General features: G+C 40.8%; 12 protein-coding genes. 10 read left to right on the forward strand and 2 right to left on the reverse strand.

Annotation, left to right across the window (positions count from 1 at the left end; all coding sequences use genetic code 11):
• Nucleotides 1-32 precede the first annotated feature (32 nt).
• The 4 genes from PAENI_RS05290 (at nucleotide 33) to PAENI_RS05305 (ending at nucleotide 5,940) form a co-directional block, all read left to right on the forward strand.
• Nucleotides 33-2,540 (forward strand): hypothetical protein, encoded by a 2,508-nt coding sequence (locus PAENI_RS05290; protein WP_149644490.1) that lies wholly within the window; start codon nucleotides 33-35, stop codon nucleotides 2,538-2,540.
• Nucleotides 2,541-2,793: 253 nt separating this feature from the next.
• On the forward strand, nucleotides 2,794-4,167 hold the full coding sequence (gene nhaC, locus PAENI_RS05295) for a Na+/H+ antiporter NhaC (RefSeq protein ID WP_149644491.1): 1,374 nt from the start codon (nucleotides 2,794-2,796) through the stop codon (nucleotides 4,165-4,167).
• A 128-nt stretch (nucleotides 4,168-4,295) separates the two neighbouring features.
• The gene (locus tag PAENI_RS05300; protein WP_149644492.1) at nucleotides 4,296-5,516 is read left to right on the forward strand and encodes a GNAT family N-acetyltransferase; all 1,221 of its coding nucleotides are present in this window, start codon (nucleotides 4,296-4,298) and stop codon (nucleotides 5,514-5,516) included.
• A 100-nt stretch (nucleotides 5,517-5,616) separates the two neighbouring features.
• On the forward strand, nucleotides 5,617-5,940 hold the full coding sequence (locus tag PAENI_RS05305; RefSeq protein WP_149644493.1) for a coiled-coil domain-containing protein: 324 nt from the start codon (nucleotides 5,617-5,619) through the stop codon (nucleotides 5,938-5,940).
• A gap of 57 nt (nucleotides 5,941-5,997) precedes the next feature.
• Here PAENI_RS05305 and PAENI_RS05310 read toward each other — a convergent pair whose 3' ends face one another.
• Nucleotides 5,998-6,876: a deoxyribonuclease IV gene (locus PAENI_RS05310; protein ID WP_149644494.1), complete on the reverse strand. Its 879-nt coding sequence runs from the start codon at nucleotides 6,874-6,876 to the stop codon at nucleotides 5,998-6,000.
• A 163-nt stretch (nucleotides 6,877-7,039) separates the two neighbouring features.
• Nucleotides 7,040-8,032: a M23 family metallopeptidase gene (locus PAENI_RS05315; RefSeq protein WP_262495506.1), complete on the reverse strand. Its 993-nt coding sequence runs from the start codon at nucleotides 8,030-8,032 to the stop codon at nucleotides 7,040-7,042.
• Between the two features lie 195 nt (nucleotides 8,033-8,227).
• On the opposite strand from PAENI_RS05315, the gene PAENI_RS05320 reads away from it, so the two are divergent.
• From PAENI_RS05320 to PAENI_RS05345, 6 genes are all read left to right on the forward strand, one after another.
• The gene (locus PAENI_RS05320; RefSeq protein WP_149644495.1) at nucleotides 8,228-8,983 is read left to right on the forward strand and encodes a response regulator transcription factor; all 756 of its coding nucleotides are present in this window, start codon (nucleotides 8,228-8,230) and stop codon (nucleotides 8,981-8,983) included.
• Nucleotides 8,980-10,731 (forward strand): sensor histidine kinase, encoded by a 1,752-nt coding sequence (locus PAENI_RS05325; RefSeq protein WP_149644496.1) that lies wholly within the window; start codon nucleotides 8,980-8,982, stop codon nucleotides 10,729-10,731. Before PAENI_RS05320 ends, PAENI_RS05325 begins: the two co-directional genes overlap by 4 nt.
• A 183-nt stretch (nucleotides 10,732-10,914) precedes the next feature.
• A complete protein-coding gene (locus PAENI_RS05330) occupies nucleotides 10,915-11,781 on the forward strand; it encodes an SDR family oxidoreductase (RefSeq protein ID WP_149644497.1) in 867 nt (288 codons plus the stop codon).
• A gap of 178 nt (nucleotides 11,782-11,959) precedes the next feature.
• Nucleotides 11,960-12,508: a CueP family metal-binding protein gene (locus tag PAENI_RS05335; RefSeq protein WP_149644498.1), complete on the forward strand. Its 549-nt coding sequence runs from the start codon at nucleotides 11,960-11,962 to the stop codon at nucleotides 12,506-12,508.
• A 324-nt stretch (nucleotides 12,509-12,832) separates the two neighbouring features.
• Nucleotides 12,833-13,333 carry a DinB family protein gene (locus PAENI_RS05340; RefSeq protein WP_149644499.1) on the forward strand — a complete coding sequence of 167 codons (501 nt, stop codon included), beginning with the start codon at nucleotides 12,833-12,835 and terminating at the stop codon, nucleotides 13,331-13,333.
• Nucleotides 13,334-13,650: 317 nt separating this feature from the next.
• Nucleotides 13,651-15,132, forward strand: coding sequence for an Lsa family ABC-F type ribosomal protection protein (locus PAENI_RS05345; protein ID WP_149644500.1), 1,482 nt, complete (start codon nucleotides 13,651-13,653; stop codon nucleotides 15,130-15,132).
• Nucleotides 15,133-15,165 lie beyond the last annotated feature (33 nt).

The raw sequence follows: 15,165 nt of genomic DNA on the forward strand, positions 1-15,165 counted from the left end.
TTAAACAGGATTTTGTATAAGGAGGGGGACTCATGCACAAATCACCAAAAACATATGCTGTAGTTCTGCTCAGCGCAATGCTATTAAGCCAACCTTTTGCAAACAGCATATATGCAGCATCGACAAGTGATTCAGCTACAGCGGTATTCACGCTGGACAAACTTGGTACGATCGCTTTAAAAAACAATGTCAACGTGAAGCTAATAGATATGGATATTATTGAGCAACCGAGTGGCAATATACTTATATACACACTTAGTTATAGCAATGGTAGTAACAATAGTGTAGCTCACGTTGATTATTTCTCAAGGGTTACTACAACTGGGGGGGTTGTCATTCAAGGCAAACCTGTCACGAGAGATGTCACCAAAAAAAACATCCCTCCAAAGAGTAGCCAAATTGTAACTTACTATGTGAATATTGGACAGTCTACTAAAATGAACGGCACTAAAGTGACCCTATTGAAGTGGGATTTCAGTAGTCAGGATTATCAGAAAAAACTAGGCGAATTCGCCATTCCGGCAAGTTATTCAGTTGTCGTTCCTCAAGGCCAGAGCAAGAAGCTCACGATGGATAATCTGCTAGTAAACATCAAAGCGGAAAGTCTACAAAGGCTTAAAAGAAATGGAAAAGTATATATGAGAGTTGGCGTTAGTTTCACGAATTTGGATAAAAAAGTGCTAAGCGGCTCCACTTATATTGCTTACTTGAAATCAGTCGGTGGCTCGGTGTTCGAACTTAAGCAGGAGGATGCCAGAAGCAGTATCAATGTACAGTCTCAAGAGAAGAAGACGGTTTACTATTTAACAGAAGTTCCTTCCTATATGAAGACTGAACATATGATATTGCAATTTGCACAAGAAGATGAAACTTTGAAAATAATGCTACCTGTTAAATCGTTTAAGCTTCCTGCATTAACAACTGTCGACTTTGCTGTGGCTAATTATGCTGTTAAAAAGATTTCTGTTAAGAATAATACGGTTGAAACGCAATTGAAGAGTGCTTCCGTATATTCGGAGAATGACTCCGCGAAATGGAATCTTCAATTCCGTCTTAAGAATCTTGGGAATAAACCTATCACTCTACCTGCATACGAGCTTACGGTTAAAGCGGCTGAAGGATTTAGTATTCCAGTAGATTCAAAAGCACTTGCGAATGTAACCTTGAAACCGCTTGAAGAGAAGATCGTCAGTCTCAGGGCAGATGTGCCATTAATTCTTAATCAAGGTACCTTAAAGCTAGAGTGGACGGAACCTGCTGTTGATGACAAGGTTATTTTCCCAACTGCGCTGTATAACATACCTTATGCTCTAGAAAACAATAATCTGATAGGACAAGGGTATTCGGTCGAGAATAGGTATGGGAAATTCATGGTGAAACTTGGATCCTATCAGCGTTTGCCTTGGGATGATGGTGATCAAATCGTAACTACTATCAGCATCCGTAACACCGGCTTATCCTCAGTACAGCTACCTTCTTTAAAAGCTATAGTTAAAGCAGGAATGAGTGATCTTAGCAGTACAGCCCAGATCGTGACCACAAATACACAATCGATGCTTGCTCCTAATGAAGCGACAGAAATCTATGTGATAGCGAGCGTCCCATATACTTATAGTTTCAATCAGCTAAAGATAGTGTTGCAAGACACCTCCGGAGATGAAGTCACGAAGTTTCTCTCTATGAATACAAATTCGCTAAATAATGTGATCAATACGATTGCTGTTGGTGAATCTCACCAAGTGAACTCGTTAGGCAGAAAAGCAAAAGTTCGCGAGCGTCGGACAACCACTTATAATGAAAACAGTTCTAGCTTGATCTATACGGAACTGGAAATGATTAACGAAGAACCACGCCAGTCGAAACAGGCACAGCTTGTGGCTTATTACAAAACATCTGACAATCAATTTTTCAAGGCGATGGTTAGCCAATCGACAACTCCAACTAGCCCAAATGGTAAAAACCTGGTTACAATCTGGAGTAAACTTCCGCAAGGGGTGAATACGTCTGAGCTTGTGCTTTATATTGGGGAAGGGGTTGCTGACGGTAAGCTTACAGATTTAGGGGGAACATCCACTGGATTTATCAATAGTGTTAAATTAGCACTTACCCCTATGACAGCAATCTCACAGAATAATCTAACAAGTGTCGATCTATTCCCTTACAACCTTTCGGTTGCAAATGCAGCGGGTACGATTACTGAAGAGAAAGGTACATTAGATATAGTTATGAATTATAGCTTATTCGAAAAAGACGCCTTTGAAGCAGGTGCCTATGAGCATAAGCTAGTCTTAGAAATTATTGACCCTTACGGACAATCCATGGAGAAGACTTTGCAACTGGGGTCTGATTTGCCAATGGGTAAGAATAAATCATACTCCATCTCATTTAATAGTAACTTCCACAAAATATTAAGGGGAGGAAGCATTCGTATAAATCTATATGATGAATTTCAGGGTCATAGGATGTTGTTAGGGAGTCAGTCTTACCCATTAAATTACGTTTCATCGGAACCGAGAACAACTAAAAACACTGACAATTAAAATTGTAGTGAGCTGGGTTAAGAACCAAGTCAAATGTGTTGGCATAATTGCCAGCACTTTTTTTATTTCTCGCCTATACTTATGAACTTTTTATGGAAATTCCTTCAATGTATGTTCTTTACATTGACTGTTCTCAGTCTTTTCGTTAAGATTACCTCTGCGCTTCAATGCCAAAAAGCAAAAAAGCTTAAAAGTGCGGAAGCGTTCGATCATTATTTTTATACCCAATACAATGTTAAGGAGCATTATTTTCATGGAACGACAGCTTAGTTTCTCAAAAAGCATGATCATCATCGTTTTTATTTTAGCACTTCTATTTGTATCCATCTTTCTATTGAAAGCGGAGCCGCATCTACCGCTTCTAGTAACTACAATAGGCACGGCCGTCTTACTAGGAATGTTTGGTTTCTCTTGGAAGAAGATCGAATCAGCCATTATTCAAGGGATACAAACGGCCATAATGCCAATTCTTATCCTCATGCTGATTGGAATTCTGATCGCTGTGTGGATGATGAGCGGTACAGTACCGTCGCTTTTATATTATGGTATGGATTATATTATTCCGAATTATTTTGCGGTGAGCGCATTATATGTCACGATCATCGTCTCGATGTTCACTGGAAGCTCCTTCACGACAGTAAGCACCATCGGCGTTGCTTTAATGGGAATTGCAGTAACGACGGGGATTTCCCCAACTTTGGCTGCTGGAGCGATTATCAGTGGGGCTTGTTTTGGTGATAAAATGTCGCCACTTTCCGATACAACGAATTTTGCACCTGCTGTAGCGGGGATATCCTTGTTTACACACATTCGTAATATGGCATACACTACGGTGCCGGCGCTTCTTATCACCACTCTCTTTTTTATGTTCGCACCAAAAGGGAATTCGATCGACTTATCTTCGATTAAGGACATCAAGCTTGCGTTACAAGATGGATTCCATATTCATTGGTTAACGCTGCTATCTCCGCTAGCTGTCATCGCTTGTTCGATCAAGCGGATACCGATCCTGCCTACGTTAGTTGTTGGTATTGTCAGTGGTCTTCTTGTGACGGCTTTGATTCAGCAGCAGACTGAAATCGATGTCTGGTTTAGTGTAATGCAGAGTGGATATAACAGTAATATCGCGAATGAAATGGTTGCTTCTATCGTGAACCGCGGAGGAATGCAATCGATGATGTGGTCTGTATCTCTAATCTTAATTGCCTTATCCTTAGGTGGTTTGATTCAGCATTGCGGTGTCATTGAGGCCTTTTTCCGTAAACTCATTCAACCGCTCAAGCGTAAAAGCAGCATTGTACTGATGAGCGGAGCGTCATCCATTGCGGTAAATGGCATGACGGGTGAACAGTATCTTTCGATTCTTTTGCCAGGTCAAATGTTCAAAGATGAATATAATCGCCGTGGCATTCCAGCGAAGACACTGTCCCGTACGCTAGAAGATTGCGGCACTCTCGTTAATCCATTGATTCCATGGGGTGTCAGTGGTGCCTTCTTCGCAGTGACTCTGGATGTACCCGTGATAGAATATGCGCCTTATGCAACTTTCTTATGGTTAAGTCCATTCATCACGTTTGCTTACGCGTTGATCCCTAAATTACAAAGGAACTCATTGGGTAAAGATTAAGAAATCTCAAGATAATGGACACCTAATGCATTGATTCAACGTATATAAAGAATACTATGCGTTGAGTCAATGTGATCAAGCTAGTGATTTAAGCTTAAAAAGTGGTCAATTTATCGGAGGTAATAACAGTGAGTCGCAGTAAGTTACAGGATAGAATCAGATTAGCTAATGTCGAGACTAAGCACGCAGAACAATTTAATAATCTATTACGTTATGTATTTCAAGTGACCAATCGTGATCTGCAAATCTTTGGCTGGGAGAATCGTGAAATCACTCAGGCTAAGTTGCCAGTTCTTAAGTATGCTGATGTTGTAGGTTGGTTTGATGGAGACAAGCTCATCTCTCAGTTAGCTGTATACCCGTTTCAGGTTAATATTTTTGGGCATATCTATGAGATGGGTGGACTAACGGGTGTTGGAACCTATCCCGAATATGCTAATTTAGGTTTAATGAATAAACTGATGCTTCATGCTTTAACTAAAATGCGGGATCGTAAACAATCGATATCTTATCTTTATCCGTATTCAATCCCTTATTATAGAAGAAAAGGCTGGGAAATCATCACTGATAAAATCTCATTTGAAGTGCCAGATACCCAGTTGCCAAAAATGAGAAATGTCCCAGGAAATGTGGAACGTGTATCCATTGAACATCCAGATATCAAAGTGATTTATGATCAGTTTGCCGTGCAGCATCATGGGGCGATGATTCGTAATGAGTTAGCTTGGGAAGAATATTTGCGGTGGGATTTAGATGATATGACGGTAGGTATTTATTACAATAACAACGATGAACCCATGGGGTACTTGTTGTATTGGGTCGCCGAAGAAATATTTTATATCAAAGAGATGGTATACATTGTTGAAGAGGCTCGAACGGGCTTGTGGAATTTTATTAGTGCGCACTTTTCAATGATTAAGCTGGTTAAAGGGGATATTTATAAAGGAGAACCGTTGTCATTCATATTAGATGATGGGGATATCAAAGAAACGATCGCTCCATACTTTATGGCACGGATTGTAGATGTCCGTTTATTTATCGAACAGTATCCTTTTAAACGGCAGGACAAAGACTGTGAGCTCATTTTTAACTTAAGCGATCCGATGCTGGAATGGAATCGAGGGACATTTTCACTAACTGTAGATAAAGAAGGGAAGGGGACCCTGCGAGAAGGGGGATTAAATCCTTCACTTACGATTGATATTCCTACCTTAACAACCATGTTAATGGGCTATAAGCGGCCAACCTACCTGGCTCGCATCGGACGTATTCAGACGGATGAAGCCACAATTCATTTGCTGGAAGGACTGATTAGACCAGAGCATCCTTATTTCTCTGATTATTTTTAAAATATGTGAACCTTTGAAGCATACTCTAATGAGTGTGCTTTTTTGCTCTTTTTATAGTAGAATAGTCTCTCAGCAACACAATATGATATGAGGTGTAAGAATGGCAATTAATTTTACTAAACCAATGATCACTAAATTACAACAAGAAATTTCCGAGCTCGAAAACAAAATCAAGAGCACACAGAACAAAAAAGAAAAATCTAAATTTAAAATTAATCAATTAGAACAGGATATGAAATTTAGCAAGTCTCACACAGATTTGAGCAGTAAAATGTCGCGAATCAAAAAGCTGAATGATGAGATAAAAACCTTAAATCGTATGCAAGCTGATCTGTCAAAAGAATTAACCGCAAAGAAAAACTCGCTAAAGAAACTTCAAATGAACGAAACCGCACCTGTTACGAATGATCCTGCAAAAGGATAAATTGATTATAGTTTATAGCATAAACGCTTACCGTCCTTATAAGGACGCCGAAGGCGTTTATGCTTGTTTTATCGGCTCATCCGTTTCTCCTCGTAACAATGAAATCTCATGCTTATAGGGCGGGTTGACATATTTCTTTTCACCGATGGAGGGGGTCTCCAGGAGCTTGGGAATGGTTGTTAGCTGTGGATGGTGGACTACATATCGAAGCGCCTGAAGGCCGATATATCCATGTCCGATATTTTCGTGCCTGTCTTTTCGCGAGCCGATGATATTCTTTGAATCATTTACGTGAATGACCTTTAGGCGCTCTATTCCAATTATGCGATCAAATTGATCCAATATGCCATCAAAATCTTCCTTCACATTATAACCAGCATCGTGGATATGGCAAGTGTCCATACAAATAGACAGGCGCTCATTGTGCGTCACTCCATCAATAATAGCCTCAAGTTCCTCAAATGTAGTTCCGCATTCACTACCTTTTCCAGCCATGGTCTCTAATGAAACCTGAACATTTCGTTTATTGGCTAACACTTCGTTTAAGCCTTCTACGATCCGAGAAATTCCGGCCTGTGGACCCGCACCAACATGGGACCCGGGATGAAGGACAATTTGTGTTGAGCCTAAAGCTTCCGTTCTTATAATTTCTGATTGAAGAAACTCAATACTATGTTCAAAGACTTGATTCGATTGCGTATTCCCTAAGTTAACAATAAACGGAGCATGCACAACAATATTTGAAATGCCGTTAGCTCTCATGTGAGCTTGTCCAGCTTCAACATTCAAAGCTTCAATGGGTTTGCGACGTGTATTATGAGGAGCTCCGGTATATATTAGGAAGGTGGTCGCTCCATAAGATGCTGCCTCTTCACTAGCTCGAAGGAGCATTTTTGGTCCAGTCATGGATACATGTGACCCTAGGAGTAAAGTCATCTGGTTCAACGCTTCCTTTCTTCAGAGAAAGAGACCGAAATTTAGTCACTACATGTCTATTAATATTTGTAGAAGGCCCTAATTATATGTATTTCAGCGCAGGCTAGGTTGTCTCGTCCGTCTATCTCATAAGGGAGACAACCTTACCCACCCAGAATGATCGTTATTCAGCAGCGGTGATCGTCTCGCCTTGGATCGGCTTCAATCCGTTCCCCCACCTAACAGGGATAGAACGAGAGTTGAATAAATCCACTCCGTCAGAGATCTGGAAATGTAAATGGGGCTCACTAGAGTTGCCCGAGTTACCCGTCAGCCCAATGATATCACCTTTTTTGACTTTATCGCCTGGCTTAACTGTAATCGAACCTTTTTTGAGATGTGCTAGATGGCTGAATTCACCACCGTGATCGATGACCACGTTATTGCCGGTTGCCTGGTTTGGATTCATAACACCGACAGGTTCATTATCTTTAATATCATTCATAACCGATACGATTGTACCATCTGCAGGGGCGAAGATTTTTTCCCCAAAGGCATAATAGCTTTTGTTTTTTAGCGGATCACCTTTATAAGAATAGTTCTCCTTGGCCTGAATGAAATCATAGGCGTAACGCTGGATCTCTACTTCATAATGATAATTTACGAGAACATTTTCTCCGCCCCAAAATACAAACCAGTCACCTTCGAAAGGCAATGCGTATTCATGCTTACTAAGTTTTGTATCGGTTTCAGGGGAGGATGTCAGTTCTTGAATCTGGATTAATGAAATGGTTCCATCCGGATCAAACATTCCGATGAGCCCTTTATTACCTGTATCACTCAACCAAGTACGTCGATCAAATCCATTAAGCTGCATATCAGATGCTTTGTTCAGTGTCTGGATATCCTTAGTGAATTCCTTAGCGGTCTCAGCTAATTCAGTTTCACTTACCTCATCCTTCAAAGGCTGGCTAAAGTGGGCGTACATTTCTTTATAGTTCCCTTTAAGCAGAAAATTTGGCAGATCATCAGGCAGGAACATTATTTCGTTTGATTCTACAGCTGAACTGGATGTTTTCTCCACTTTCGCATTATTTTTCATATCCGTTTTTCCTCCTCCACAAGCTGTTAATAGTAAGGCAAGTGATCCTATTGCCAAAACTGTTTTTACTGACATTCAATATCGCCTCCCAATAGTCAAATTATAGCAAATGAGTCTTAGCTCTTCTGAAACACAGTATTAATACGATCTTAACTTTTGGTGTAGTAGACGAATACGAATTAAGCTTCTGTTAAGGTAAGTGCGATTGATAGCGTCAAGAATCATGCTATGATGATAAAAACAAGGGCTATTTGGAAAGGGAATTTCACAATGAATGAAGCATCGATTTTACTTGTAGATGATGAGCAATCGCTTTTGGAGATTATGGAGACTGTACTACGCAAGGAAGGTTATATGAATATTGATACTGCGGTGACGGGTGAAGAAGCGATAAGCGCCTGCGAAGCCAAAAAATATGATTTGATTGTATTGGATGTGATGTTGCCAGGGCGCAGTGGAATTGAAATCTGTCCTTTTATCCGGCAGACGACGGACGCACCTATCCTGTTTCTTACGGCTCGAACCTCTGATTTTGATAAGCTGACCGGATTTGCTATAGGTGGAGATGATTATATCACTAAACCCTTTAATCCACTTGAAGTTGTCGCTCGAATAAGAGCGCAGTTGCGGCGATACTTAAGTTCACCTGCTCCATCAGGTACTGATAAGATCACAGCGACAGTTCACAGCAAATCTGCGAACGTTTACGATTACGGGAGATTTAAACTGGATGAGACGGCAGGGGAGCTGCTGGTTGAGGGTGAGTCGGTCTCTTGTCCGGCACTTGTATTCCAATTGCTGCTGTTCTTATGTAAACATCCCAATCAAATATTCAGCAAAAGTGAATTATATGAAAAGGTTTGGGGTGAAGAAGCCTTAAGTGATGATAATACGGTCATGGTGCATATTCACCGCATAAGAGAGCGTATAGAAGCTGACCCATCCGATCCGAAGTATATCGTTAATGTTAGAGGTCTTGGGTACAAATTGGTTAAAGTAGAACGCCAAGAATTGTCTGCGCCATGAATATTAAGCGCCGTTTAACATTAAAGTTTGTTCTACAGCTCGCAATTACGGGCATGGTAGTTCTCGCTATTTCTGCCATAACATTTACTTGGATTTTGCTGCGGTTTCTTGATATTAGTCTCACGCGTGATTTTGCCAATGTGGGTCTTGAACAATTGGTAGAATCTTCTAAGATTGATGAGGATGGCATACATTTTTCTCCGAGTTTACTGGAGCAAGTGAAGAAAAATAAAGGATGGCTACAAAGTCTAAATGAAGATGGGCAAGTTGAGAGTGCCTATAATACACCTAAAGATGTACCCATTCAATATGGTCCTGGCGAAGTAGTTGCCTATTGGACGGGCACTCAGCCGTTTCCTTATAATCTGGCATTATGGATTCAAGAAAAGGATGGTAAACAGCTCGCACTGGTGTATGGTGCGCCTAATGTATTAGGTCCACTATTAAAGAAAGTGAGTGAGGGGACATTCGCTGTTGCGAAAGGGGAACCAGTACTTCCTGATGAACTTGAAAAAGAAATTAAATCAGCCCAAGCTTTTGTTCAACTTATAGATTCATCAGGCAATGAAGTGGTTTCTTATAATAGACCTAATATGATACCCACTCAGTACTCCGTTCAAGAGCTTGCTCTTCGCACCCTGTACAGTGAGCGATATGGGTACCATGTTCTTTCTTCTTTTGATAAGGAGACAGGTCGTACTTGGATCGTGGGAGAACCCAATATCAAAGGGACAGATCCAGGTAAAAAAGTGTGGATACCAGAGGAAGTAAAGGTCGTGATCATCGGCTCAATTGCCATGCTTATCGCTTTATTGATCGCGTTTGTGTTGCTCTCTTTATGGCAAGCTCATCGTTTCGGTGCACCTATGCTGCATATGCTCGTGTGGCTCGATTCCATCGGAAATGCCATTTATACAGAGCCAACGGATCGTAAAGGACTTCGTCGTAGTCGAACAGCCGTGGGTAAATGGAGGAGAAGATACCGTGTTTTTGCTGATGTGATGGTTTCAATTGAGAAATTATCGGCAACCTTGAAGAGTGATCAAGTACTGCGGGAAGAGACGGAGAGCTTACGCGAGGAATGGATCGCCGGTGTTACTCATGATTTGAAAACCCCATTATCCTCTATCACAGGATATGCTCATTTACTGGCAGAACCAAAATACGATTGGTCGAAAGAGGAAGTTCGAAAGTTTACAACGACTATGCTAGATAAATCGGCCCATATGGACATGCTGATCAGTGATCTTGCAATGACCTATCGTCTAAAGTCAGGAATTAAACCACCTGAGACGATGGAAGTTGAATTGAACACTTGGCTGCAACAAGCTCTCGAACAAGCTGCTGCCAATCCTGCTTACGGGAAGCAGCGAATAGTATTTCTACCTGCACAAACCGATGTAAGAGCTCAATTGTATACGCCATGGTTAGAGAGGGTTGTCAACAATTTAACTGCGAATGCGCTGCTCCACAACCCACCGGATACGAAGTTGACCGTTTCGCTTATTCATAAAGATAGGGACACCGGATTTATCATTCAATTTGCTGATGACGGCGATGGAATGGATGAAGAAACAATGATTCGGCTATTTGAACGATATTATCGAGGAACGGATACAGCGTCTACCTCCAACGGTTCTGGGCTCGGCATGGCGATTTCTAAAGGACTGATCGAATGTATGGGGGGCCAGATTACTGTCAAAAGTCACGCAGGTAAAGGAACGGTTATTAAGTTAATATGGAGCTGATATCTTCATTCAAGCCCTCGCTGTATTCCAACCGGATACCGCGAGGGTTGTTTGTATTTATTAGGATGAGTCAAGGCTATAAAAATAAAGGAGTTGACATCTTTTTTAAATGTAACTACAATAGTTACAGGTAAACGATTATTAAGAGGATGAAATTCATCCTAATTTGAGGAGGATTTTAAAATGAAAATAGCTATAACAGGAGCAACAGGTCAATTCGGATCATTGGTGATAGAGTCTCTACTTAAAACTGTACCCGCAGGGGACCTTGTAGTTAGTGTCCGGAATCCAGATAAAGCAAGTGATCTTAAAGCACGTGGTGTGGAAGTCCGTCATGGTGACTTTGATAAGCCGGAAACATTGGATGTAGCGTTTGCCGGTGTGGATCGACTGCTAATTGTATCTTCAGATGGAGATAACGAGACTCGGATTCGCCAACATAAGGCAGCTATTGATGCAGCCGCTAAAGCTGCTGTTGGATTCATTGCCTATACAAGCGTAGGACATGCAGAGAAGAGTGAGCTGTTCCTTGCTGAAGTACACCGTGTAACCGAGGAAGCCATTCGAGCTACCGGAATTCCTTACAGTTTCCTTCGCAACAACTGGTACATGGAGAATGAGATTGGATCTATCCAAGGCGCCGTAGCAGGTGCCCCATGGGTAACTTCTGCTGGTAGTGGTAAAGTTGGCTGGGCAGCACGAGGAGATTATGCAGAAGCTGCTGCTAATGTTCTAGCTGGGGAAGGACATGAGAATTCTGTCTATGAATTGTCTGGCAAGCCTTTAACACAAGAAGAATTGACTGGAATTATAAGTGGCGTAATTGGTAAAGAAATTAAAGTGCTGCAAGTTGACGACGAAGCTTATGCGAAAATCATGGCTGAGGTTGGTGTACCAGAAGCTGCTCTGCCATTCGTTGTTGCGATTCAACGTGGTATTCGCGAAGGATGGCTGGATATTGAAAGTGACGATCTAGAGAAAGTACTGAATCGTCCAGTCACTCCGTTAGCGGATGTTATCAGTGATCTTGTAAATAGTCTGCAAGCTTAAATAATATGTCAAGATTCAAGGCTTCTTCTCGGGGAATAACCAGAAGGGGCCTTTTTTGTGTATCGTTAACATCAATGATAAAGGTTTCGTGAAGTAATAATAATGATATAATAGGAAACATATGTGAACTATTGTTGTAATGAAAATGATTGAATCGAAGAGAAGGGGATGAATATCAATGAGGACAAAAATTTGGATGGCTTCCGGTGCAGTAGTTGTAGTTGCTTTAGGGGCTGTTTTATTTGTGGGGGGAAACGATAAAAAATCACCCGCAGCAACCGATACATCTAACGTTAAACAATTAGTGCAGGAATATAGTTCAAGCAGCATGAAAGACCTCTCTGCTTCCATCACTTCAGAGCAGCTTATTGTGACCGACAGCAACAATCAATCAACCAAATATGACTTACCCAAAGATGAGTTTTTTGTTTCCATCGCACCATATGTTAAGAATACACACCCGTGTGCAACACATAGCTTGACTGGATGCCAAGGGGAATTAACAGAACAAGCGTTTAATGTATATGTCGAGGACACTGCGGGCAACGTGATTGTGGATCAAACTATGAAGTCCCAATCTAACGGATTCATTGATCTTTGGTTACCTCGTGATAAGAAATATAATGTAACGATTGAACAGGATGGTGTAAAAGCGAAAGCCGCACTTTCCACTTTTAAGAGTGATAATACATGTGTTACGACCATGCAATTAGTAGAGAGTATCTAAGCATCAGAGACAGCGAAGTCACTACTTCCTCTGAAAATTCCATATCGGACCTGCCATTTTAAACCCTTCCATTTCATGAAACCTTGATCTAATAGGTTCAATTTATGGGAGGTTTTTTTATGTATCTGTAAGAATAAGAAGGTTCTAAGGTAAAGTTTAATTATAGTTATTTTCCACCTCCTGGAAATGGTATAATCTGATGGATATCAAGAATCGAGCTTTTATAGGGAGTAATCCTTGAAGAAGGGTATCGTCGAAAAACTCAAGGGTGATTCTCTATGATAAACTTTAGTTGGTACTTCATTTTTGAGAGGAGATAGAGGAATGGATAAAGATCTGATCATCGGGGATGTTTTGCAGGAGTTAGCTGGTACGCGTCGTATGCTGGAGAAGCTGACGCAGGAACATATGACATGGAAACCACACGAAAAGTCAATGAGTCTCGGTGGGCTATCCACACATCTCGTCAATCTGCTAAACTGGCAATCAGCCATTCTGCTTCACTCGGAGTTTGATTTGGCGTCTGTGCCATATCGACGAGAAGCGCTGGAGAGCCCCGCCGCGGTTCTGCAAGAGTTCGATACGAGCGCTCGCAAGATTGAAGAATTAATTTCTGAAAGCAATGTGGAGACGCTTGGTGCGGAGTGGACACTGCGTAATGGGACAGCGGTTATCCGCCGTCAGACACGGGCAGTCGCGCTTCGTACCATCGGATTGAATCACATGATTCACCACCGGGCACAGCTTGGGGTATATTTCCGACTTCTAAATATACCAGTGCCGGGCCTTTACGGCCCCTCTGCAGATGAATTAGCGAACGCCTAATAAATGAATTTCTTAATGAGTTAAGGATCGGAAAGTTGAAAAAAACAAATCGGCATGATAATATGGATACAAATTAATGATCGGAGTTGAAAAGTATAGTGTAGTAATTATTCTTGCGACACATGATGAATAAAACAACAAAAACGGTTTATTTCGTTTGTTTTATTTTTTGTATGCAAGAAAGTTACTACTTCTTTTCACTCGAACAATATATCCTTATCTAACTCCATTTGGGGCTAGATTTGCTGTATTTATTTGAGTCACAAGAAAGTAACTTTCTTGTGGCTTTTATTTTTTTCATACAGGAGGATACTTATATGTCATTAATAAATGTTACAAATCTAACCTTTGCCTATGAGGGCAGCTACGATAACATTTTTGAGAATGTTAACTTCCAAATCGATACTGATTGGAAATTAGGATTTACTGGAAGAAACGGTAGAGGAAAGACCACCTTTCTGAGTTTATTACTCGGAAAATATGAATACAGCGGCAATATTTCTGCCCATGTCACTTTTGAATATTTTCCTTTTCAGGTGGATAACAAGGAGCTTAATACCATTGATGTGATCAGCGAGATTTTTCCGGATTATATTCATTGGAAATTAATGCGTGAACTTTCATTATTAAAGGTGTCTGAAGATGTGTTATATCGGCCCTTTGACTCATTGTCTAACGGAGAGCAGACGAAAGTGCTGTTAGCCACTCTCTTCATTAAGGAAAATAGCTTCCTATTGATCGATGAACCTACCAATCATTTAGACATGACGGCAAGAAAGCTGGTCAGTGATTATCTCAATACGAAAAGTGGATATATTCTGGTCTCTCATGACAGATCTTTTCTTGATAATTGTGTAGACCATATTTTGTCTATAAATAAGACCAATATAGAGATCCAAAAAGGCAATTTTTCAAGCTGGTGGGAGAATAAAGTCAGACAAGATAACTTTGAGCTGGCAGAGGACGAGAAACTCAGAAGAGATATTAAACGCTTATCTGCTTCTTCTAAACGGACAGGCAACTGGTCACATGAAGTGGAAAAAACAAAAAACGGAACGAGAAATTCCGGCTCAAAGGTCGATAAAGGCTACATTGGACACAAGGCCGCTAAAATGATGAAACGCTCTAAAGCCATTGAGCAAAGACAAAATTCTGCGATCAACGAAAAGTCTAAGCTTCTTAAAAATATCGAAAATTCTGAGAATCTAGAGATTACACAGCTTGACTATCATAAACGTCAACTTGCTGAGCTAGACAATATTTCGATTTTTTACGGTGAAAAAAAGGTATGTTCAGACGTAAGCTTCACTATCGAGCAGGGTGAGCGTATTGCTCTGTCGGGTAAAAACGGCTCAGGTAAATCAAGTGTCATCAAATTGATGTGTGGTGAGGATATAGATTTCACAGGCACTCTCACAAAGGATAATCAGCTTATCATTTCCTACGTATCCCAAGACACCTCTAATCTTCAGGGGAATTTAACGGATTATGCCAGAGACAACGGAATCGATGAAAGTCTGTTTAAATCTATTCTACGAAAGCTTGATTTTTCAAGAATCCAATTTGATAAAGACATATCCACTTACAGTGGTGGTCAAAAGAAAAAAGTACTGATTGCCAAAAGTCTTAGTGAGAAAGCTCATTTGTACATTTGGGATGAACCGCTTAATTTTATTGATGTCATTTCACGTATGCAAATTGAAGAGCTGTTACTTGAATACATGCCAACTCTTGTTTTTGTGGAGCATGATCGGGAATTTTGCAACAATGTTGCTACCAAGATCGTTGAACTCCACTAAGAACTTTTTCCAAAGATAGTTAATCTCAAAACC

Source organism: Paenibacillus sp. B2(2019) (assembly GCF_008370385.1).
Lineage (GTDB): Bacteria > Bacillota > Bacilli > Paenibacillales > Paenibacillaceae > Paenibacillus_AQ.

Coding starts and splice junctions, on each gene's coding strand:
- PAENI_RS05290 (WP_149644490.1), top strand. CDS start 33: ATGCACAAATCACCAAAAACATATGCTGTAGTTCTGCTCAGCGCAATG.
- nhaC (WP_149644491.1), top strand. CDS start 2,794: ATGGAACGACAGCTTAGTTTCTCAAAAAGCATGATCATCATCGTTTTT.
- PAENI_RS05305 (WP_149644493.1), top strand. CDS start 5,617: ATGGCAATTAATTTTACTAAACCAATGATCACTAAATTACAACAAGAA.
- PAENI_RS05310 (WP_149644494.1), bottom strand. CDS start 6,876: ATGACTTTACTCCTAGGGTCACATGTATCCATGACTGGACCAAAAATG.
- PAENI_RS05315 (WP_262495506.1), bottom strand. CDS start 8,032: ATGTCAGTAAAAACAGTTTTGGCAATAGGATCACTTGCCTTACTATTA.
- PAENI_RS05320 (WP_149644495.1), top strand. CDS start 8,228: ATGAATGAAGCATCGATTTTACTTGTAGATGATGAGCAATCGCTTTTG.
- PAENI_RS05325 (WP_149644496.1), top strand. CDS start 8,980: ATGAATATTAAGCGCCGTTTAACATTAAAGTTTGTTCTACAGCTCGCA.
- PAENI_RS05330 (WP_149644497.1), top strand. CDS start 10,915: ATGAAAATAGCTATAACAGGAGCAACAGGTCAATTCGGATCATTGGTG.
- PAENI_RS05335 (WP_149644498.1), top strand. CDS start 11,960: ATGAGGACAAAAATTTGGATGGCTTCCGGTGCAGTAGTTGTAGTTGCT.
- PAENI_RS05340 (WP_149644499.1), top strand. CDS start 12,833: ATGGATAAAGATCTGATCATCGGGGATGTTTTGCAGGAGTTAGCTGGT.
- PAENI_RS05345 (WP_149644500.1), top strand. CDS start 13,651: ATGTCATTAATAAATGTTACAAATCTAACCTTTGCCTATGAGGGCAGC.